The sequence below is a fragment of the Neisseria uirgultaei genome (assembly GCF_962719845.1).
Classification (GTDB): Bacteria; Pseudomonadota; Gammaproteobacteria; order Burkholderiales; family Neisseriaceae; genus Neisseria; species Neisseria bergeri.
Genome location: NZ_CAUIYF010000001.1, coordinates 176,817 through 196,498, shown reverse-complemented (window position 1 = coordinate 196,498; position 19,682 = coordinate 176,817). Strand labels below are relative to the sequence as shown.

Here is a 19,682-nt window from a genome sequence, read left to right as displayed (position 1 = left end):
GTTTTCGATGAGGCTGCTCAACGGCAGTATTTGTTCACATCGTTATTGTATTTCCGAATCAAATCATCCTTGTTTTTCGCATTTGAGTTTCCCACCGCCTTCAGGTTCATTTTTGAAATCCGGCAGTTTTCTTCTTTGTTCTGCCGTTCGGTTTCGGCAATTTTTTTCTTTTCTTCCTCAAGCTGCCCGTTTTTTTCGGCAATATCCTTTTCGTTTTCCTTCGCACTGTCCGCATTCTTATCGACGGCAGGTTTGGGCTTGACCGCCGGTTTGGTTTGGCGCGTCCGCAGGTTGAGGATTTGGCTCTGGTCGGGATGAAGCTGTTTCGGTACATCCGAATAGCTGTTGCCGCCGCCGTCCTTCCAAGTAAAGACGGCGGCTTCGGCGGGCGGGACGGGCAGGAAAGAGGCGAGGGTAAATATGATGACGGATAAAGAAAAGTTCATTAGGATTTCCTTAATGGTTGGCTGTCGGGGCAGCATCAGGATTGGCTTGGGCGGTGTCTTTTCCGGGTTCGGGTCAAAGTGGGGAAGACACTCCGCCTTAATATGGTGCTTTATATAGTGGATTAAATTTAAACCAGTACGGCGTTGCCTCGCCTTAGCTCAAAGAGAACGATTCTCTAAGGTGCTGAAGCACCAAGTGAATCGGTTCCGTACTATTTGTACTGTCTGCGGCTTCGTCGCCTTGTCCTGATTTTTGTTAATCCACTATATATTGGGCTAAAACAGATTCCCAAAAATATCATTGGAATATGCTTATGCTACCGTATATTTCGACAAAGAAAAAGAAAATTGCAGGATAGTGCGCATAGGAATCGTTTTGAGTAGCGTGTGATTCTGTCTTTGACGTTGAATCGGTCGGATGTAAGTTGTCTGAGGTATTTGGTATTTTAATTTACGGGATGCCGTCTGAATGCTTTGAAAAGGGGTCAGACGGCATTTTGTTTAAACCGGTTTATTTGCGTTGCAATATAGCGGCAAAGAAGCCGTCGGTTTGGTGTTTTGCCGAATCGAGGCGCAGGTATTTTCCGGTATCCAAATCGATTTTCAGGTTTTGCAGAAGTTCGGCACAGTTGACGGGTTCAAATTCGGGATGTTCGGACAGGAAGCGTTCGACTTGCAGCTCGTTTTCTTCGGGCAGGATGCTGCAAGTGGCGTACACCAAGCGTCCTTGCGGTTTGACCAGTTTGGATGCGGCATCGAGGATGCTGTGTTGCTGTTCTAAAAGTTTGGCGACGGTCTCAGCGGATTGGCGGTATTTGAGGTCGGGATTGCGGCGCAGTGTGCCTAAGCCGGAGCAGGGCGCATCGACCAACACGCGGTCGGCTTTGCCTGACAGTCGGGCGATACGGGTATCGTGTTCGCTGCCGATACGTTCGGGGTGGATGTTGGTCAGTCCGGCGCGGGTCATGCGCGGTTTGAGGTTGGCAAGGCGTTTTTCGGCGATGTCGAAGGCGTAGATTCTGCCTTTGTTCGCCATTTGAGCGCCGACGGCGAGGGTTTTGCCGCCTGCGCCGGCACAGAAATCGACAATGATTTCGCCGCGTTTCGCGCCCACCAATAAGGCAAGCAGTTGGCTGCCTTCGTCTTGGACTTCCAGCGTGCCGTCTAAAAACAGTTCGTGTTTGCTAAGCGCGATTTTGTTTTTCAGGCGGATGCCCCAAGGCGAATAAGGGGTTGCCTCTGCATCGGGGCTTTCGGCTTGCAACAGCGGCAGCACTTTATCGCGTTTGCCTTTCAAGGTATTGACGCGGATGTCGAGCGGCGCGGCTTGGTTGATGCTGCGTCCGAAGGCGAGGATTTCTTCTTCGTTCCAATGCTGTTGCAGTTGTTCCACCAGCCATTGCGGCAATTCGGCGGCGGTATTCAGGCCGTCTGAAAACTCGGTTTTACGGGCTTTCAAATTGCCGAGAAACTCTGTTTCTTCTTCATCAAGCAGGTCTTTGATTTGGCTGATGTTGGTGCTTCTGCCGAGAACCAGTGCGGCGAGCGCGGCTTTGCGCGGCTGCGCGTGAGGGCGGCGCAGGGCAGTGCTGATTTTTTGATAGTGGCGCAGCGCGGCAAAGGCGGTTTCGGCGATTTCGTGGCGATCCTGCCTACCTAGCTTTTTGTGTTCGCGGAAATAGGCGGAGAGGACGGCATCGGCAGGCTGTTTGAAAGTCAGCATTTCAGCCAAAACTTTGGCGGTATGGTCGAGTTGTGCGGCGTTCATCATTAATGGGTTCTCTTAAAGTTGGTAAAGGGTTTCAGACGGCCTTCATAATGCGTTCGATTTCGTGCCAAAAGCCGTCCGGCCGACATTCCAAAACGGCAATCAAGCCTTGGTCGATGCGGCGGATTTCGGCTGCGTTCAATGTTTCGGTTTCGGCGACACGCGCAGGTGCAAGATAGGCCATGCGGTCGAGCAGGTGGTAGCGCGCTTCTTGGCGTTCAAACCCATATTCCGCCCAATCTTGAATATAGATGCCGCGCCAGCCGTATGGGTTAAGCGGCGGCTCAAAAGCATGGAAACCTTGTGGAAAAAATCCGATGCCGCGCACGACGGACGCGGGTTTTACGGTAAGTGGCAAACCGTGCTGCCGCAAGGTCCGGATGCCGTCTGAAGTGTGTGGCAGACCGAGTTGGGCGGTCAGCTTGGCGGCTTTTCCCAACAGCGTGTCTTTGGGGTTGAGTCCGCGCATGTCTTCGGGTTTGCCCGTGCCGCCGCCGTGGTATTTGCAGGTCAGCTCGATATGGTAGGGCTTGCCGTTAAGCCTTGCCACAAAATCCGCCGCGCCTTGCGTATTGCCGTCCGAACCGGAAACCGTCAGGTTGTGTGCGAGCAGTTCGGCGTGCGGCGCGTTGGCAAACCAAAATGCCAGCAACTCTTCGGCGTAAATGCCCAAGCGGTGTCCGAACGGGGCGCGTCGGGCGAGGTGTTCCGTCAGCGGAGCGGGATCGGCGTCCAATGCCAAAAGGTAACGGAAACCGTGTTCCCCTAATAGTTCGCGCACGCTCAATTCACAACCGCTTTGCCACAAAGGCGGCGCGGTCAGCAGCGAGGCTAAATCCCGCACGGCAGGGTCGGTCAGTTTCCACCACAGGGCATCGAGGGCGTAGTTCATGGTTTTCCTGTTTCTGTATTCTGATTTTTCCTGAAATGCCGTCTGAAAAGCGGATTCAGACGGCATGTGCTTAGGATTGCCCGTCCTTCAGACGCTGTTGCAGCGTATTGAAAAAACCGCGCAGGATGTCGATGTCTTCCGTTTGCGTGTTGGCGCGTCCGAACAGGCTCTGCATACGGCGCATCAGGCGTTCGCCGTTGCGGCGGTTGAAAAAGCCGATGCTGTCCATCACGCTTTCCATATGGGCGACCATACCTTTGATTTGCTCGTGGGTCGCGGCATGGTCTTCCTGTTGCAGGTGGGTCATGGGCATATCGGTCTGGCTGAAGATTTCGTAACACGCGACCTGCACGGCTTGGGCGAGGTTGAGCGAGAAATAATCGGGGTTGCCGTTGATGGTCATCAGTCGGTTGCAGGCTTGGACTTCTTCGATGCTCAAGCCGAAGGTTTCGTTGCCGAACACGAGTGCGGCCTGTTCGCCGCGTTGCGCCGCCTGCAACAGCTCGGGAACGAGTGCGCGCGGGGTTTGCAACGGGGCGGTGATTTCGCGGCGGCGGCTGGTGAGGGCGCAGGCGATGGTGGTGTCGGCAAGGGCTTCGTCCAGCGTGGCGACGATTTCGGCGTTGTGCAATACGTCCGCCGCGCCCGAAGCGAGGATGAAACTTTCTTCAGGCAGTGCAAAACTTTGCACGTCATCGGGATTGAAAACGGGCGGGTTTTCCGTCATCGGCGTAGCCATCAGATTGGGGGCGACGATGGTCAGCCTGTGCAGGCCCATCGTTTTCATCGCGCGTGCGGCAGAGCCGATATTGGCGGGGTGGCTGGTGCGGGTCAGGACGATGCGGATGTTGTCCAGATAAGCGTGCAGGGAGGGTTTGAGGGCAGTCATGTTCGGTTTTCGGTCGGAATGGAATAGGGTATAATGCGCCGTCTTTTTCGTTCGGACGGTCAAATGCCGTCTGAAATGTTCTTTAACAACGTCGGAAATTTAACGTTGCGCCTGAAGCAGACACGCGTCAGGCGGTATTTTACCCGATTTGGCAGGGTTTACCCCAACCAAATAAACTCCGATTTTGCCGCTCCGAAGGACTGCACGTCCGAACCGGCGGTATGCCACCCTTAAGGAAATCTGATGAATCCGTTTTTGAATACAGCCTTTAAAGCCGCCCGCCGTGCCGGTCAGATGATGATACGCGCCGCAGGCAACCTCGATGCCGTCAAAACCGACAGCAAAGCCTTCAACGATTTTGTTTCCGATGTTGACCGCAATTCCGAAATCATCCTGGTTGAGGCTTTGAAAGAAGCCTATCCGCACCACAAAATCACTTGCGAAGAAGGCGGCTCCCACGGTAAAGCCACTGCCGAGTACGAATGGATTATCGATCCGCTCGACGGCACGACCAACTTCCTCCACGGCCATCCTCAATACGCCATCTCTATGGCGCTCCTGCACAAAGGCGTGTTGCAGGAAGCTTTGGTGTACGCACCCGAGCGCAACGACGTATATATGGCTTCGCGCGGCAAAGGCGCGTTGCTCAACGACCGCCGCATCCGCGTTTCCAACCGCATAGAATTGAACCGCTGCCTGATCGGTACGGGCTTCCCCGTTGTCGATCAAAGCATGATGGACAAATATCTGGCGATTCTGAAAGACTTTTTGGCAAAAACCGCTGGCGGACGCAGGGAAGGCGCGGCTTCTTTGGATTTGTGCGCCGTAGCGACTGGTCGTTTTGACGGCTTTTTCGAGTTCAACCTCAAACCGTGGGACATTGCCGCAGGCGCATTGATTGTTCAGGAAGCGGGCGGTATCGTAACCGATATGACGGGTGAAGACGGCTGGCTGGAAAGCGGAGATATTGTGGCTGCCAATCCCAAAGTGCTGGCGCAAATGTTAAAAATCATTTCCGCACACGTTTAATCCGAGTCTTTCCCGAAGGAAGGGAAGAATAGAATGCCGTCTGAAATACCCGACCGTATTTCAGACGGCATTTTGCTTTGAAGCGGAACAATCTTTTGGTCGGATATTGTCGGTTCGTTAACTTTTCCTTTATTGCCGCCTAAAGCGTGGAGTGACGGCACACCCTGCCGGTGTGGTATAAAGTACACACTTGAAAATAGAAATAAACCGATATTTGGTAGGCGGATAGATTAAGCGTATGGATTCGTTTTGTAATGGTTTTGATTATCAAATATAATGCGCGCACAAAATATCCTTTGGGTTTTATCTTTTCCAATTCAAATTTGAACAATCAATAAAGGGAGCGTTTTCATGAACAAAAAACTTGCCTTAATGCCGCTGTTGATTTTGAGTGCGTTTTCGTCTGCCGCCGACAATGTTCCGCAGCAGGGCGAACTCGGACAGGTTCATGTCCGTGCCGATGCCAAACGCGTCAAAGCCGCCCGTTCTTACTCCATTGCCAGCGACGGCGACTTGCGCGACCGCGTGAACTTGGGTTTGTTGGGTAAGGCCAACGCCTTTACCGCACCGATTACCGTCGTTAATTACGACGAGCAAGCCCTCAACAACACCGAAGCGCGTACTTTGGTGGATGCCGTAGCCAAAAAAGACGCTTCCGTTTGGCAGTTCGGCGGCGAAAGCAACACGCTTACCGGTTTGTATTTCCGCGGTTATCAGCTTGACTCGCGCCAATTCAGCGTCAACGGTTTGGCAGGGATGTACGGCACGCAAGGCACGGCCAGCGTGCATGTCGGTTCCGCACAGCTGATTAAAGGCGCGTCCACCGCCGTAAATGGCATGGACCCTGAAGGCGCGGTATCCGGTTCCGTCAACATCGAAACCAAAAAAGCCGCCGACGAAGGCAACCGCAAAATCGGTTTGGGCTGGTTTAGCAACAACCGTGCCCAAGGTACGTTCGACTTGGGCCAACGCTTCGGCGAAAACAAAGAGTTCGGCGTGCGCGCCAACGGCAAACTGCGCCACGGCGACACTCCGCGCCACGGTTACAGCGAAGACAACAAAGAATTTGCGGTAAATGCCGACTATCGCGGCGAAACACTGCGCGTGGCGTTCGACTCCATCTACGCGAAACGCAAAACCAACGGCGGCCGCGCGCGTATGCAGGATATTCAAAACGCCAACGGACGCTTGTTTGATGCGCCCGATGGTAAAACCAACCTGCTGCCTTCTTGGAACTGGCAAAACACTGTCGGCGAAACCAATATGCTGACCTTTGAATGGGATGCGTTTGACAATGCCCAAATTACCGGCGGTATCGGCTACAACAAGGCGCGTTATTACGGCACGCTGATTTCCCCGACCGTTTGCGGTACAAGCGGTGCGAGCGACCAAACCGCTACCTGCTCAAGTGCCAACCAATACCATACCGGCACGGCGCACCTGACCGACCAATATTTCCGTACTTTGAGTATGAACCTGACCGCACGCGGCGAATTTGAAACCGGCCCGGTAACACACAACTGGAGTACGGCTTTCGACCGTATCATCCGTCAGCGGAAAACCATAAACGGCAAGGACGGCAACAACAAGGTAGAAGTGAACGCAAACGGAAATATTGAGCATCAATTGGCATCGTTTACAGCCGACTATCCCAATTCTTGGGCGAAAACCGCCAACTTGGATGCCAATATCAAAGTTAACAGCCTGGCTTTGTCCGACACCTTGGGCTTCGTGGATAACAAATACCGCCTGACTTTGGGCGGACGTTTCCAAGCGGTTGAATACACCGATAAGAAAAAATCACAGAGCGGCAATGCCAAACGCTTCAGCCCGATGCTGATGGCGGCGTGGGTGCCGCAGCCCGATTTGGTCGTTTACGGCAACTATATGGAAGACTTAGAGCCTGCCGACATCAAAACCGATGGTTCCGGCGAAACGACAATGGCGAAACCGCGCGTCAGCCGCCAGTTTGAAGTGGGCGTGCGTAAAAACTGGGGCGATTTCGTGACCACTTTGAACGCGTTCCAAATCAAACGCCCGGGATACTGGAGGGGTAATACCAAAACAGGTACTGATTTTGCAGCATACAAAACGCAAGGCGGCGCGAAGGGCGACGAGCAAGGAATGGAACGCAATCGCGGTATCGAGTTCAACGCATACGCCAACCTGTTAAACAAAACCCTGCGCCCGACTTTGGGTCTGATGTATCTGCAATCGACCGTGAAAGAGTATCCAAATTCACGCGATATGCTGGTTAACGGCGTACAAGTCGCCAATCCGCGCGTGATTGCCAAAGCAGGTTTGGAATGGGATACACCGTTTGCCAAAGGCTTAACTTTAAACGGTAATGTTTCGTATTTCGGCAAGTCTTACCAAGACACGCAAAAACAATACGCCTTCCCGTCCTATACCTTGGTTGATGTAGGCGCGCGCTACAAAACCAAGCTCGGCAAAAATACGTTGACCGTCAGCAGCTCGGTAGAAAACCTATTCAACAAAAACTACTGGCAGGTACAACGTGGCCAATTCGACCGCAGCTTCGCCGTCGTCGGTATGCCGCGTACTTACTGGCTGAAAGCGGAATTGGATTTCTGATTTCCCTACATCCGGAAAATGCCGTCCGAACAGGTTTCAGACGGCATTTCTTTTAAAGAAATATAGCGGGATATGCTTAAATAATGCTATTCTAGTACCTTTGAAACCTGCTTGTTTGAAGTGATGAAAAAACCTTTGATTTCAGTTGCGGCAGTATTGCTCGGCGTTGCTTTGGGGACACCTTATTATTTGGGTGTCAAAGCAGAAGAAAGCCTGACGCAGCAGCAAAAAATATTGCAGGAAACGGGCTTCTTGACCGTCGAATCGCACCAATATGACCGCGGCTGGTTTACCTCTACGGAAACGACGGTCATCCGTCTGAAACCCGAGTTGCTGCATAATGCGCAGAAATACCTGCCGGATAACCTGAAAACAGTGTTGGAACAGCCGGTTACGCTGGTAAACCATATCACACACGGTCCTTTTGCCGGCGGATTCGGCACGCAGGCGCACATTGAAACCGAGTTCAAATACGCGCCTGAAACGGAAAAAGTTTTGGAACGCTTTTTTGGAAAACAAGCCCCGGTTTCCCTTGCCAATACCGTTTATTTTAACGGCAGCGGCAAGATGGAAGTCAGCGTTCCCGCCTTCGATTATGAAGAACTGTCGGGCATCAGGCTGCACTGGGAAGGCCTGACGGGGGAAACGGTTTATCAAAAAGGTTTCAAAAGCTACCGGAACGGCTATGATGCCCCCTTGTTTAAAATCAAGCTGGCAGACAAAGGCGATGCCGCGTTTGAAAAAGTGCATTTCGATTCGGAAACTTCAGACGGCATCAATCCGCTTGCTTTGGGCAGCAGTAATCTGACCTTGGAAAAATTTTCCTTAGAATGGAAAGAGGGTGTCGATTACAACGTCAAGTTAAACGAACTGGTCAATCTTGTTACCGATTTGCAGATTGGCGCGTTTATCAATCCCAACGGCAGCATCGCACCTTCCAAAATCGAAGTCGGCAAACTGGCTTTTTCAACCAAGACCGGGGAATCAGGCTCATTTATCGACAGTGAAGGGCAGTTCCGTTTCGACACGCTGGTGTACGGCGATGAAAAATATGGCCCGCTGGATATCCATATCGCCGCCGAACACCTCGATGCTTCTGCCTTAACCGTATTGAAACGCAAGTTTGCACAGATTTCCGCCAAAAAAATGACCGAGGAGCAAATCCGCAATGATTTGATTGCCGCCGTCAAAGGCGAGGCTTCCGGATTATTTACCCATAACCCGGTACTCGACATCAAAACGTTCCGTTTCACGCTTCCGTCGGGCAAAATCGATGTGGGCGGGAAAATTATGTTTAAAGATCTGAAGAAGGAAGATTTGAACCAATTGGGACTGATGTTGAAGAAAACCGAGGCAGACATCAGAATGAGCATGCCTCAAAAAATGCTGGAAGACTTGGCGGTCAGTCAGGCAGGTAATATTTTCAGCGTCAATGCCGAAGATGAGGCGGAAGGCAGGGCAAGCATTGCCGATATTAATGAAACATTGCGCCTGATGGTGGACAGTACGATTCAAAGTATGGCAAGGGAAAAATATCTTACTTTAGACGGTAATCAGATTGATACGGTCATTTCCCTTAAAAACAACGCCCTGAAGTTAAACGGGAAAACGCTGCAAAATGAACCCGATCCTGATTTTGACGAGGGAGATATGGTTTCCGGCCAGCCGCATTAATGCCGTTTATGCCAAATGCCGTCTGAAATGTTCAGACGGCATTTTGTTGTATTGGAAACTGCCGTTTTCAACCATTCCTTCAGATAAGCCGTGCATTTAGTTGCATAGAAAGTTACATAGATATTTTTATGTATGCAACCACATATAGAGATAGCTTATGAATACTTTTAAAGAAAGATTGACCTACTTATGGCGCGATAACCCAAAGCCTGCGGTTATTGCAAGAGATATTGGAATGAGCCCACCCGGATTTAACCGAATTTGGTATAACGACGGCCTTCCAAACACTGAAACCCTTATAAAGATTCAAGAATCTACCGGGTGTGATTTAAACTGGCTACTGACCGGCAAAGGCCTACCGTATCTCGATAAAGCCAGGCCGGAAAACGCTGGAGCATTCTCTGTAAGCAGAAATTCTGATGGAATTACCGACACTATGGGCAACCCTGTCGACTTGTCAGAGTTTGTATTCGTGCCGCGCTACAACGTAGCCGCAGCAGCAGGGTATGGCGCACCGGTCTTCGGCGAAGAACCTTTGTTCTGCTTGGCTTTCCGGAAATATTGGATTGACAACTATGTGACCAAACAGCCGGAAAAACTGTCTGTAATTACCGTTAAAGGCGATTCGATGGAGGGCGTGCTCAATCATGGGGATTCCATCCTCATCAATCACGCCGAAACCGACCCGCGTGACGGCCTATATGTCTTGCGTATAGGCAATGACCTCTTTGTCAAACGTGTGCAACGCATACCGGGCAAACTGCTTGTAACGTCCGAAAGTCCACGTTACGCACCGTTTGAAATAGATTTGAACAATACCCAAGACGACATCGCCATCATTGGACGTGTTGAGTGGTATGGCCGGAGTATTGATTAAATCCATTTTAAAAACCTCTTAAAACAGTTTTAAAAATTCCCTAATCTCGTCAGCTTTAAACAGAAAACCACGCATTCCGGCGCGGTTTCGTGAAAAAGCTGGCGTAACTTTTCCGGATACAAAAAAACGCCGAAATCCACGTCTTCCGAAGATTTCAGCGTTTTTTTACTCTATTTGTTCCTTGTGCAAAAACTAACAGTCCCCCACACGTGTCGGATTCGTTTTTAGGCAGGACGTAGGGAATATTTTAATCCGCTGTAAAACAGAAAATGCCGTCTGAACATTTCAGACGGCATTTGCTCAAATAAACCTTATGGCTGTTTATTCAGTCGGATTTATTTTTTCTTTTGCGGAGGCAGGTCGGTACAAGTACCCAATGCCACTTCCGCCGCCATACCGATGGATTCGCCCAAGGTCGGGTGCGGGTGGATGGTTTTGCCGATGTCTGCCGCATCGCAGCCCATTTCGATGGCAAGGCAGACTTCGCCGATCATGTCGCCACCGTTCGGACCGACAATGCCGCCGCCGATGATGCGGCCGGTTTCGGCATCGAAAATCAGCTTGGTAAAGCCGTTGTCGCAACCGTTGGCAATCGCGCGGCCGGAAGCAGCCCACGGGAAGTTGGCTTTGGTGATTTTGCGGCCGGATGCTTTGGCGGACAATTCGGTTTCGCCCACCCACGCCACTTCGGGGGAGGTGTAGGCAACGCCCGGAATCACGCGCGCGTCGAAGTAGGCTTTGTGGCCGGCGCAGTTTTCGGCGGCAACGTGGCCTTCGTGAACGGCTTTGTGTGCCAACATCGGTTGACCGACGATATCGCCGATGGCGTAGATGTGCGGCACGTTGGTGCGCATTTGTTTGTCCACTTCGATGAAGCCGCGATCGGTTACGGCAACGCCTGCTTTTTCCGCGCTGATGAGTTTGCCGTTGGGTGCGCGGCCGGCGGCAACCAATACGGCATCGTAGCGTTGCGGCTCTTTCGGCGCGTTCGCGCCTTCAAAGGTAACGTAAACGCCGTCTTCTTTCGGCTCGACTGCAACGGTTTTGGTGTTGACCATAATGTTGTCAAAACGGTATTCGTTTTGTTTTTGCCATACTTTCACCAAGTCGCGGTCTGCGCCTTGCATCAGGCCGTCCATCATTTCAACTACATCCAAACGCGAACCCAGTGTGCTGTAAACCGTACCCATCTCGAGGCCGATAATGCCGCCGCCGATAATCAGCAGTTTGCCCGGTACTTCTTTCAGCGCCAATGCGCCGCTGGAATCGATGATACGCGGATCTTCAGGAATGAAAGGCAGTTTGGTTACGCGGCTGCCTGCTGCAATGATACAGTTTTTGAAGGCAACGATTTTTTTCTCGCCGGTAGGGGCTGCCTGTTCGTACGCGTCGCCGGCAGTCAGCGACACTTCCAAGTGATGCGGATCCAAGAATTGTCCGTCGCCTTGGATAACGTCCACTTTACGGCCTTTCGCCATACCTGCCAAACCGCCGGTGAGGCGGGAAACCACGCCGTCTTTGTAGGCGCGCAGCATATCGATGTCGAGTTCCGGCTCGGGGTATTTGATGCCGTTGGCAGCCAAGTGGCGCACTTCGTCGATAACGGCAGCGTTGTGCAACAGGGCTTTGGAAGGGATACAGCCGACGTTCAGACAAACGCCGCCCAAGGTTTTGTAACGCTCGATGATGGCGACTTTCAAGCCTTCATCGGCAGCGGCAAATGCAGCAGAATAACCGCCAGGGCCGCCACCCAATACGACTACGTCGTATTCGGCATCGGCAGAACCGCCGAATTGCGCGGCTTGAGGGGCAGGAGCGGCTGCTTTAGGTGCTTCTTGTGCAGGGGCAGCAGGCGCTTCGGCTTTAGGAGCAGCAGCTGCACCTTCGGCCTCAACGACAACAATCAAGCCACCTTCAGAGATTTTGTCGCCGACTTTAACTTTAACTTCTTTGACTACGCCTGCAACTTCGGCAGGCACGTCCATCGTCGCTTTATCGGTTTCCAAAGTAATCAGGGTATCGTCAACCGCGATGGTGTCGCCTACGTTCACTTCAACCGCGATAATATCTACATTTTCGTGTCCACCAATGTCGGGCACTTTCAATTCAACTAAAGCCATTATATTGACCTTTCAACTTAGTTAATTTCTATCAACTCTTTAGCAATAATCACTTCTTCAGGAATACAACCACAATCTTCAGCTCTGATTGTTACTTCCTTCTCATCTGGGTTTTCTGGATGTTCAACCTCATATTTAAAAATAGAATATTGACTAAACAAATCTCTATTTAAAACATATATATAGCCATTTTCGATGCCGGAGCTTGTTGCAAATTTCTTGGCAATTTCCTTGTCTGTTGTCGTAGATATATAACATCCGTCATATAGACCTGTTTCAATTTGATGGGCGTAAACTGCATTCTTCACACTTGGACCATGTGTAGCTTTACCATCATATTTAAACTTGCCATCATAACGAATTACAACTTCAGCTTTATTACCTTTAGGTTTTAATTGTCCATTATTTTGCTCATCTTGTTGGCAATTAATGCCTCTATATAAGAAATTTCCCATAAGTTATTAATTTAAAGGTTGAATTTAACACCATCACTCATCAATCTCAAGCAATCCAAACATTATCAGACTGCTTGAGAAGGATGTTTTATTTTATAAGGTAATGCGGCGGAAGTCTTTCAACAGGTTAGCCAGGAATACGGTGAAGCGCATACCGGCGGCACCGTCGATGACACGGTGGTCGAAGGACAGGCTCAATGGGCACATCAGGCGAGGAGCGAATTCTTTGCCGTTCCAAACTGGTTTGATTTGGGATTTGCACACGCCCAAGATGGCAACCTCAGGAGCATTTACGATTGGTGTGAAGCCTGTACCGCCGATACCGCCCAAGCTGGAAATGGTAAAGCATGCGCCTTGCATTTCTTGTGGCTTGAGCTTGCCTTCGCGGGCTTTTTTAGACAATTCGGTCAGCTCTTGGCTGATTTGTTTCAAGCCTTTTTGATCCACGTCTTTGATTACTGGAACAACCAAGCCGTTTGGCGTGTCGGCTGCGAAACCGATGTTGAAGTAGTTTTTCAGCACCAAGTTGTCGCCATCCAGGGAAGCGTTGAATTCAGGGAAGGCTTTCAGCGCGGAAACGGAGGCTTTGATAATGAACGCCAATGGGGACAGTTTCACGCCTTCGCGTTCCCATTCTTTGTTCAGTTGTTTGCGGAATTCTTCCAATTCGGTCATGTCCGCTTCTTCGTGTACGGTAACGTGAGGAATCACAACCCAGTTGCGAGACAGGTTTTGACCGGAGATTTTCTTAATGCGAGACAGTTCTTTAACTTCGACGCTGCCGAATTTAGAGAAGTCAACTTTAGGCCATGGCAACAAGTCTAGACCACCGCCCAAAGAAGCAGCGGCAGGCTTGCCTGCACCGCTTTGCATAACGGATTTAACGAAGGCTTTAACGTCTTCGCCCATGATACGGCCTTTCAGACCGGTACCTTTGACTTGACCCAAATCTACGCCCAATTCGCGCGCCAGTTTGCGTGCGGAAGGACCGGCGTGTGCTTTGGCGAAAGCGGCTTCATCGATTTTGGCAGCGGCAGGTGCAGAAGGTGCGGGCGCGGCGGCAGCAGTCGGAGCCGGAGCGGCAGCCGGTGCGGGTGCGGCAGCTTGAGCGGCAGAACCGGCAGTTTCCACTTCGATAATGGCAGAGCCTTCGGACACTTTGTCGCCGACTTTCAGGAATACGGTTTTAACGACACCGGCAGCGGTACAAGGTACGTCCATTGTCGCTTTATCGGTTTCCAAAGTAATCAGCGTGTCGTCTTCGGCAACGGTGTCGCCAACTTTGATTTCAACGGCGATTACATCCACATCGGTATGGCCGCCGATGTCGGGAACGGCTACTTGAACGGTTGCACCGCCTGCGGCAGCGGGTGCGGCGGCAGGTGCAGGTTGTGCTTCAGCCGCAGGAGCCGGAGCAGTTTCGGCAGCGGCGGCACCGGTTTCAACGGTCAAAATTACGCCGCCTTCGGAGATTTTGTCGCCGACTTTGACTTTCACTTCTTTCACGACACCGGCCGCATCGGCAGGTACATCCATCGTGGCTTTGTCGGTTTCCAGTGTAATCAGGGTGTCGTCAACGGCGATGGTATCGCCCGCTTTAACTTCTACGGCGATGATGTCGACGTTTTCGTGACCGCCGATATCGGGGACTTTGATTTCTACGATACTCATTTGAGTTCCTTTAATCTTTTTCAGTTGGATGCCGTCTGAAAGCTGCTTCAGGAGGCATCGGTACGGTTTGTCTGTTCAAACCATTCGGGCATTCGGTTTTCAGACGGCCTGATGTCTGAATGGGGCAAACAGGCCGTCTGAAACATCAATCAGCGTTTCCAGCTAGGGGCTGAATCGGCTTTGATACCATATTTTTCAATGGCTTGCTGAACGGTTTCTTTGCTGACCTTACCTTGTTCCGCCAATGCGCTCAATGCTGCCACGGCAACGTTGTAGCGATCCACTTCAAAGAAGCGGCGCAGGTTGGCGCGGCTGTCAGAACGGCCGAAACCGTCGGTGCCCAAAACGTGGTAGTCGTTCGGGATGTAGGCGCGGATACGGTCGGCATAACTGCGGATGTAGTCGGTAGCGGCAATTACCGGGCCGTCATGACCTTGCAGCTGAGAAGTAACAAACGGTACTTTTGCAGTTTCCAAGGGATTCAGGCGGTTGAAGCGTTCCACTTCGATAGCGTCGCGATGCAACAGGTTGAAAGATGGGCAAGACCAGATGTCTGCTTCCACGCCGAAGTCGGCTTTCAGCAATTCGGCACCGGCAATGACTTCTTGCAGGATGGTACCGGAACCCATCAATTGAACTTTCTTGTCGCCTTTGCCGCCGGCTTTCAGCAGGTACATACCTTTCAGGATGTCTTGTTCTACGCCTTCAGGCATATCCGGATGGGTGTAGTTCTCGTTCATCAGGGTGATGTAGTAGAACACGTCTTCGTGGTTAACATACATGCGGCGCAAGCCATCGTGTACGATAACGGCTACTTCATATTGGAATGTCGGATCGTAAGTTACACAGTTTGGAATCAAATCTGCTTGAATATGGCTGTGGCCATCTTCGTGTTGCAGGCCTTCGCCGTTCAGCGTCGTACGGCCGGCAGTACCGCCCAACAGGAAGCCGCGCGCGTGCATATCGCCCGCCGCCCATGCCAAGTCGCCGATACGTTGGAAACCGAACATGGAATAATAGATATAGAACGGAATCATGGCGAAGTCGCTGTTCGCATAGCTGGTTGCCGCTGCAATCCAGTCTGCCATCGCGCCCGGTTCGTTAATACCTTCCTGCAGGATTTGACCGTCTGTAGATTCTTTATAGAACATCAGCTGGTCTTTGTCTTGAGGGGTATATTGCTGACCTTTCGGATTCCAAATACCGTATTGGCGGAACATACCTTCCATACCGAAGGTACGGCTTTCGTCGGGAACGATAGGTACGACGCGTTTGCCGATTTTTTTGTCTTTCAACAAGGTTGACAAAATGCGGACAAATGCCATAGTGGTCGAGAACTCGCGTTCACCGCTGGATTTGAGTTGTGCGTCGAATGCCGACAGCTCGGGCACTTCCAATACTTCCTGCGTCGGTTTGCGTTGCGGCAGGTAGCCGCCCAAAGCATCGCGGCGTGCGTGCAGGTATTTGTATTCTTCCGTATCGGGTGCGAAAGACAGGTAAGGCAAATCGCCGCTTTCGATTTGCTCGTCGGTAACCGGAATGTCAAAGCGGTCGCGGAATTGTTTCAGGGACGCTTTGTCCATTTTTTTGGCTTGGTGGGCAACGTTCTGACCTTCGCCGGATGCGCCCATACCGTAACCTTTAATGGTTTTCGCCAAGATAACGGTAGGTTTGCCGTCGGCATGGTTCGCTGCGCGGTCGTAGGCGTTGTACACTTTTTGAGGATCATGACCACCGCGGTTCAATGCCCAAATTTCGTCATCGGTCATATCGGCAACCAATGCTTTCAGTTCGGGCGTATTGAAGAAGTGTTCTCGCACATATGCGCCGTCTTTGGATTTGTAAGTTTGGTAGTCGCCGTCCAAACATTCTTCCATACGTTGGCGCAGGATGCCGTCTTTGTCTTTCGCCAAGAGGCGGTCCCAACGGCGGCCCCAAATGACTTTGACGACATTCCAGCCGGCACCGGCAAAGTTGCCTTCCAATTCTTGGATGATTTTGCCGTTGCCGCGCACCGGGCCGTCCAAGCGTTGCAGGTTGCAGTTGATGACGAAAATCAGGTTGTCCAAGCCTTCGCGTGCAGCCAGCGCGATTGCACCTTGGGATTCGGGTTCGTCCATTTCGCCGTCGCCGCAGAAACACCATACTTTACGGCCTTTGGTTTTTGCCAAGCCGCGTGATTCCAAGTATTTCAGGAAACGCGCTTGATAAATCGCCATGATGGGACCCAAGCCCATAGATACGGTCGGGAACTGCCAGAAGTCGGGCAAGAGGTGGGGGTGTGGATAGGAAGGCAGACCGTGTCCGTCCACTTCTTGGCGGAAGTTGTTCAGTTGATCTTCAGTCAGACGGCCTTCGACGAAGGCGCGTGCATAGATGCCTGGGGCAACGTGGCCTTGGAAGAAGACCAAATCGCCTTCTTCGCCTTCGCCCTTGGCTTTCCAGAAGTGGTTGAAACCGACTTCATACATGGTGGCGGCAGATTGGAAAGATGCGATGTGCCCACCCAGTTCCAAATCTTTCTTGCCGGCGCGCAGTACGATGGCGGCGGCGTTCCAGCGCACGAATGCACGGATGCGGTGTTCGATGTTTTGGTCGCCCGGAATGCCTTTTTCGTTTTCGACGGAAACGGTATTCAAATACGGGGTGGTCGTGCCGTGGGGCATACGTACGCCTTTGTCGCGGCAGTATTTGACCAGGTTTTCCAAGAGGTATTGCGCGCGTTCGCCGCCTTCATATTCGAGGACGGAGCTTAACGCGTCCAACCACTCTTGGGTTTCGATAGGGTCAACATCGTGTAATTGGGTGGACATAGTATCTATCCTTTATGTTGAGTGTTTAATCGGCAGGGAGGGTGTAGCCAACCCCTTTATTTTCGTTTGTGAAAAATAATAAGCAAAAACGAAAATTTCTAAATCAAACCGAAACAAAATAATTTAAGTCCAATGTTTTCAAAAAATTATAAAAGTCTTGGAAACAAGGGAAAACTTGAAAAAATGTTCGGTCTGCTCCACACGAAATCCTATCAGCAATCGGGTCTGCTGGCAAATAACCATGCTTTTAAAAGCAGGTTTCGTTCCGAAGTGGGCGTTTGGTAAGGACAGGTCTTTTTGATTGTGAAAACATTCTGTTTAATTTTGGTTATATTTTTTCGGAATTGTGGGATATCGAATCGTTATGTCTCTGCCGGCAATTTTCCTATTGTAGAAAATCTATACACAAGCTTTGTGGATAACCGTGTTGATAAGCCACGGCTTGTGTTAAAAAAGTCTTACGCAACAAATGTACGCTTATTTTGATTAAAAAATAGGCACATTTAAATCTATAAAAATCATGTAATTATGTTCAATATGATGTTTCTGGTTATGTTTTTGTCGTCTGGCATGGGATTTGTCCCGCGCTTGGGGCAGGGGGTGAATTTTGGAGGTTGGTGCAAAACCTGCTTTTTTCGCGTTACAATCTGCACCCGATTTACTTTTGAATTTGCCTGTTTGGAAAAATACTTTTATGAAAGCCAGCCAATTTTTCATTTCCACCCTGAAAGAAGCCCCTGCCGAAGCCGCGCTTGCCAGCCACAAGCTGATGATTCGCGCCGGTCTGATTAAAGCCAACGCGTCCGGCCTTTATACTTGGATGCCGATGGGGCTGCGCGTGTTGCGCAAAGTCGAAAACGTCGTGCGCGAAGAAATGGCGCGCGCGGGCAGCGTGGAGCTGCTGATGCCGGTGGTGCAGCCTGCCGAGCTGTGGCAGGAATCCGGCCGCTGGGAATTTTACGGTAAAGAACTGCTGCGCCTGAAAGACCGCCACGAACGCGATTTCTGCATGGGCCCGACCTGCGAGGAAGTCATCGCCGACATCGTGCGCAAAGAAATCAACAGCTACAAACAGCTGCCGAAAAACTTTTACCACATCCAAACCAAATTCCGTGATGAAGTGCGTCCGCGCTTCGGCGTGATGCGTGCACGCGAGTTTGTCATGAAAGACGCTTATTCCTTCCATGCCGACTACGCTTCGCTTCAGACGACCTATGATGCCATGTACGACGCTTACTGCCGTGTCTTCACTCGTCTGGGTCTGGAATTCCGTCCCGTCACCGCAGACACCGGCAGCATCGGCGGTACTGGTTCGCACGAGTTTCAAGTGTTGGCGGAAAGCGGCGAAGATGTTATTGCGTACAGCGACACTTCCGATTACGCCGCCAATGTCGAGCTGGCGCCAACCTTGCCGCTCAAAGGCGAACGCGCGACCGCTCATGCCGAGTTGACCAAAGTACACACACCGAACGTCAAAACCATTGATTCATTGGTTGATTTCCTCAGCATTCCGATTGAAAAAACGCTGAAATCCATCGTAGTCGAAGGCGAAAACGACGGCGAAATCGTTTTATTGCTGTTGCGCGGCGACCATGAGTTCAACGACATCAAAGCCGAAAAACTCGCAGGCGTGAAATCGCCGCTGACCATGGCAGACCCTGCCGCCATTCGCGCGCAGTTCGGCGCAAACGGCGGCTCGCTCGGCCCCGTCGGCTTCACAGGCAAAGTCTATGCCGATTTCGCCACCGAAAAAGGCGCGGACTGGGTTATTGGCGCAAACGAAGACGACTACCACTATACCGGCTTCAATTTCGGCCGCGACGCTGCCGAGCCTGAGTTTGTCGATTTGCGCAACGTCGTCGAAGGCGACGAAAGCCCCGACGGACAAGGTTGTCTGAAACTCGCGCGTGGCATCGAAGTCGGACACGTCTTCCAATTGCGCGACAAATACACCCAAGCCATGAACGTAAGCTTCCTCGACAACAACGGCAAATCGCAAATCATGGAAATGGGCTGCTACGGCATCGGCATCACCCGCGTCGTTGCCGCCGCCATCGAGCAGAACAACGACGAAAAAGGCATCATCTGGACAAAAGCAATGGCGCCGTTTGAAGTCGTTATCGTGCCGATGAACTACAAAAAATCAGACACCGTGCGCGAAGCCGCCGACAAAATCTATGCCGAACTGCTGGCGGCAGGCGCGGATGTGCTGCTGGACGACCGCGACGAACGCGCAGGCGTATTGCTGAATGATTCCGAGCTGTTGGGCATTCCGCACCGCATCGTCATCGGCGACCGCGCTTTGAAAGAAGGCAATGTCGAATACGCCGAACGCCGCGATAACGAAGCGCAATCGGTTCCGATCGGGGAAATTGTTGCGCGTGTAACAGCTTCATTAAATGTGTAAGCTTGGTCAAATGCCGTCTGAAAATAATTTCAGACGGCATTTTTAT

General features: G+C 51.4%; 16 protein-coding genes. 6 read left to right on the top strand and 10 right to left on the bottom strand.

Going from position 1 to position 19,682, the window contains the following annotated elements; all coding sequences use genetic code 11:
• Nucleotides 1–17: 17 nt before the first annotated feature.
• From Q9J32_RS00975 to Q9J32_RS00960, 4 genes are all read right to left on the bottom strand, one after another.
• Nucleotides 18–446: a DUF4124 domain-containing protein gene (locus Q9J32_RS00975; protein WP_301884735.1), complete on the bottom strand. Its 429-nt coding sequence runs from the start codon at nucleotides 444–446 to the stop codon at nucleotides 18–20.
• Nucleotides 447–957: 511 nt separating this feature from the next.
• Nucleotides 958–2,214: an RsmB/NOP family class I SAM-dependent RNA methyltransferase gene (locus Q9J32_RS00970; RefSeq protein WP_301884812.1), complete on the bottom strand. Its 1,257-nt coding sequence runs from the start codon at nucleotides 2,212–2,214 to the stop codon at nucleotides 958–960.
• A gap of 34 nt (nucleotides 2,215–2,248) precedes the next feature.
• Nucleotides 2,249–3,106: a DUF1853 family protein gene (locus tag Q9J32_RS00965; protein ID WP_301884811.1), complete on the bottom strand. Its 858-nt coding sequence runs from the start codon at nucleotides 3,104–3,106 to the stop codon at nucleotides 2,249–2,251.
• 70 nt (nucleotides 3,107–3,176) lie between these two features.
• The gene (locus Q9J32_RS00960) at nucleotides 3,177–3,995 is read right to left on the bottom strand and encodes an RNA methyltransferase (protein WP_301884733.1); all 819 of its coding nucleotides are present in this window, start codon (nucleotides 3,993–3,995) and stop codon (nucleotides 3,177–3,179) included.
• Between the two features lie 63 nt (nucleotides 3,996–4,058).
• Here Q9J32_RS00960 and Q9J32_RS00955 point away from each other — a divergent pair, with 63 nt between their 5' ends.
• Both Q9J32_RS00955 and Q9J32_RS00950 read left to right on the top strand, forming a co-directional pair.
• Nucleotides 4,059–4,229, top strand: coding sequence for a hypothetical protein (locus Q9J32_RS00955; RefSeq protein WP_301884730.1), 171 nt, complete (start codon nucleotides 4,059–4,061; stop codon nucleotides 4,227–4,229).
• Nucleotides 4,230–4,238: 9 nt separating this feature from the next.
• On the top strand, nucleotides 4,239–5,024 hold the full coding sequence (locus Q9J32_RS00950) for an inositol monophosphatase family protein (protein ID WP_101136526.1): 786 nt from the start codon (nucleotides 4,239–4,241) through the stop codon (nucleotides 5,022–5,024).
• Here the strand turns inward: Q9J32_RS00950 and Q9J32_RS00945 are convergent.
• Nucleotides 5,021–5,185, bottom strand: a complete 165-nt coding sequence (locus Q9J32_RS00945) for a hypothetical protein (RefSeq protein WP_301884723.1) — start codon at nucleotides 5,183–5,185, stop codon at nucleotides 5,021–5,023. The two genes, Q9J32_RS00950 and Q9J32_RS00945, sit on opposite strands and share 4 nt — an antisense overlap.
• A 190-nt stretch (nucleotides 5,186–5,375) precedes the next feature.
• On the opposite strand from Q9J32_RS00945, the gene Q9J32_RS00940 reads away from it, so the two are divergent.
• The 3 genes from Q9J32_RS00940 to Q9J32_RS00930 all read left to right on the top strand — a co-directional run bounded on the left by Q9J32_RS00940 (nucleotide 5,376) and on the right by Q9J32_RS00930 (nucleotide 10,170).
• Nucleotides 5,376–7,619, top strand: a complete 2,244-nt coding sequence (locus Q9J32_RS00940; protein ID WP_301884720.1) for a TonB-dependent siderophore receptor — start codon at nucleotides 5,376–5,378, stop codon at nucleotides 7,617–7,619.
• Nucleotides 7,620–7,742: 123 nt separating this feature from the next.
• Nucleotides 7,743–9,293, top strand: a complete 1,551-nt coding sequence (locus tag Q9J32_RS00935) for a YdgA family protein (RefSeq protein WP_301884717.1) — start codon at nucleotides 7,743–7,745, stop codon at nucleotides 9,291–9,293.
• Between the two features lie 157 nt (nucleotides 9,294–9,450).
• Complete coding sequence (locus Q9J32_RS00930) at nucleotides 9,451–10,170, top strand: S24 family peptidase (RefSeq protein ID WP_301884713.1); 720 nt, start codon at nucleotides 9,451–9,453, stop codon at nucleotides 10,168–10,170.
• Nucleotides 10,171–10,505: 335 nt separating this feature from the next.
• On the opposite strand, the gene lpdA is transcribed toward Q9J32_RS00930, so the two are convergent.
• The 5 genes from lpdA to Q9J32_RS00905 all read right to left on the bottom strand — a co-directional run bounded on the left by lpdA (nucleotide 10,506) and on the right by Q9J32_RS00905 (nucleotide 17,946).
• Complete coding sequence (lpdA, locus tag Q9J32_RS00925) at nucleotides 10,506–12,290, bottom strand: dihydrolipoyl dehydrogenase (protein ID WP_301884711.1); 1,785 nt, start codon at nucleotides 12,288–12,290, stop codon at nucleotides 10,506–10,508.
• Between the two features lie 17 nt (nucleotides 12,291–12,307).
• Entirely contained in the window at nucleotides 12,308–12,745 is a 438-nt protein-coding gene (locus Q9J32_RS00920; protein WP_301884707.1) for a hypothetical protein, read from the bottom strand.
• 93 nt (nucleotides 12,746–12,838) lie between these two features.
• Nucleotides 12,839–14,416 carry a dihydrolipoyllysine-residue acetyltransferase gene (gene aceF, locus Q9J32_RS00915; protein WP_301884705.1) on the bottom strand — a complete coding sequence of 526 codons (1,578 nt, stop codon included), beginning with the start codon at nucleotides 14,414–14,416 and terminating at the stop codon, nucleotides 12,839–12,841.
• A 149-nt stretch (nucleotides 14,417–14,565) separates the two neighbouring features.
• Nucleotides 14,566–17,229, bottom strand: coding sequence for a pyruvate dehydrogenase (acetyl-transferring), homodimeric type (gene aceE / locus Q9J32_RS00910; protein WP_304666356.1), 2,664 nt, complete (start codon nucleotides 17,227–17,229; stop codon nucleotides 14,566–14,568).
• Between the two features lie 486 nt (nucleotides 17,230–17,715).
• Nucleotides 17,716–17,946, bottom strand: a complete 231-nt coding sequence (locus tag Q9J32_RS00905; protein ID WP_301884701.1) for a hypothetical protein — start codon at nucleotides 17,944–17,946, stop codon at nucleotides 17,716–17,718.
• On the opposite strand from Q9J32_RS00905, the gene Q9J32_RS00900 reads away from it, so the two are divergent.
• On the top strand, nucleotides 17,924–19,636 hold the full coding sequence (locus Q9J32_RS00900; RefSeq protein ID WP_301884699.1) for a proline--tRNA ligase: 1,713 nt from the start codon (nucleotides 17,924–17,926) through the stop codon (nucleotides 19,634–19,636). The genes Q9J32_RS00905 and Q9J32_RS00900 overlap by 23 nt on opposite strands.
• The last annotated feature ends 46 nt before the right edge of the window (nucleotides 19,637–19,682 follow it).

What these genes read in the sequence shown, in the direction of transcription:
- lpdA (WP_301884711.1), bottom strand. Translation starts at nt 12,290, where the DNA reads ATGGCTTTAGTTGAATTGAAAGTGCCCGACATTGGTGGACACGAAAAT.
- aceF (WP_301884705.1), bottom strand. Translation starts at nt 14,416, where the DNA reads ATGAGTATCGTAGAAATCAAAGTCCCCGATATCGGCGGTCACGAAAAC.
- Q9J32_RS00930 (WP_301884713.1), top strand. Translation starts at nt 9,451, where the DNA reads ATGAATACTTTTAAAGAAAGATTGACCTACTTATGGCGCGATAACCCA.
- Q9J32_RS00975 (WP_301884735.1), bottom strand. Translation starts at nt 446, where the DNA reads ATGAACTTTTCTTTATCCGTCATCATATTTACCCTCGCCTCTTTCCTG.
- Q9J32_RS00960 (WP_301884733.1), bottom strand. Translation starts at nt 3,995, where the DNA reads ATGACTGCCCTCAAACCCTCCCTGCACGCTTATCTGGACAACATCCGC.
- Q9J32_RS00905 (WP_301884701.1), bottom strand. Translation starts at nt 17,946, where the DNA reads ATGAAAAATTGGCTGGCTTTCATAAAAGTATTTTTCCAAACAGGCAAA.
- Q9J32_RS00955 (WP_301884730.1), top strand. Translation starts at nt 4,059, where the DNA reads ATGCCGTCTGAAATGTTCTTTAACAACGTCGGAAATTTAACGTTGCGC.
- Q9J32_RS00940 (WP_301884720.1), top strand. Translation starts at nt 5,376, where the DNA reads ATGAACAAAAAACTTGCCTTAATGCCGCTGTTGATTTTGAGTGCGTTT.
- Q9J32_RS00970 (WP_301884812.1), bottom strand. Translation starts at nt 2,214, where the DNA reads ATGAACGCCGCACAACTCGACCATACCGCCAAAGTTTTGGCTGAAATG.
- Q9J32_RS00920 (WP_301884707.1), bottom strand. Translation starts at nt 12,745, where the DNA reads ATGGGAAATTTCTTATATAGAGGCATTAATTGCCAACAAGATGAGCAA.
- Q9J32_RS00900 (WP_301884699.1), top strand. Translation starts at nt 17,924, where the DNA reads ATGAAAGCCAGCCAATTTTTCATTTCCACCCTGAAAGAAGCCCCTGCC.
- Q9J32_RS00950 (WP_101136526.1), top strand. Translation starts at nt 4,239, where the DNA reads ATGAATCCGTTTTTGAATACAGCCTTTAAAGCCGCCCGCCGTGCCGGT.
- Q9J32_RS00935 (WP_301884717.1), top strand. Translation starts at nt 7,743, where the DNA reads ATGAAAAAACCTTTGATTTCAGTTGCGGCAGTATTGCTCGGCGTTGCT.
- aceE (WP_304666356.1), bottom strand. Translation starts at nt 17,229, where the DNA reads ATGTCCACCCAATTACACGATGTTGACCCTATCGAAACCCAAGAGTGG.
- Q9J32_RS00965 (WP_301884811.1), bottom strand. Translation starts at nt 3,106, where the DNA reads ATGAACTACGCCCTCGATGCCCTGTGGTGGAAACTGACCGACCCTGCC.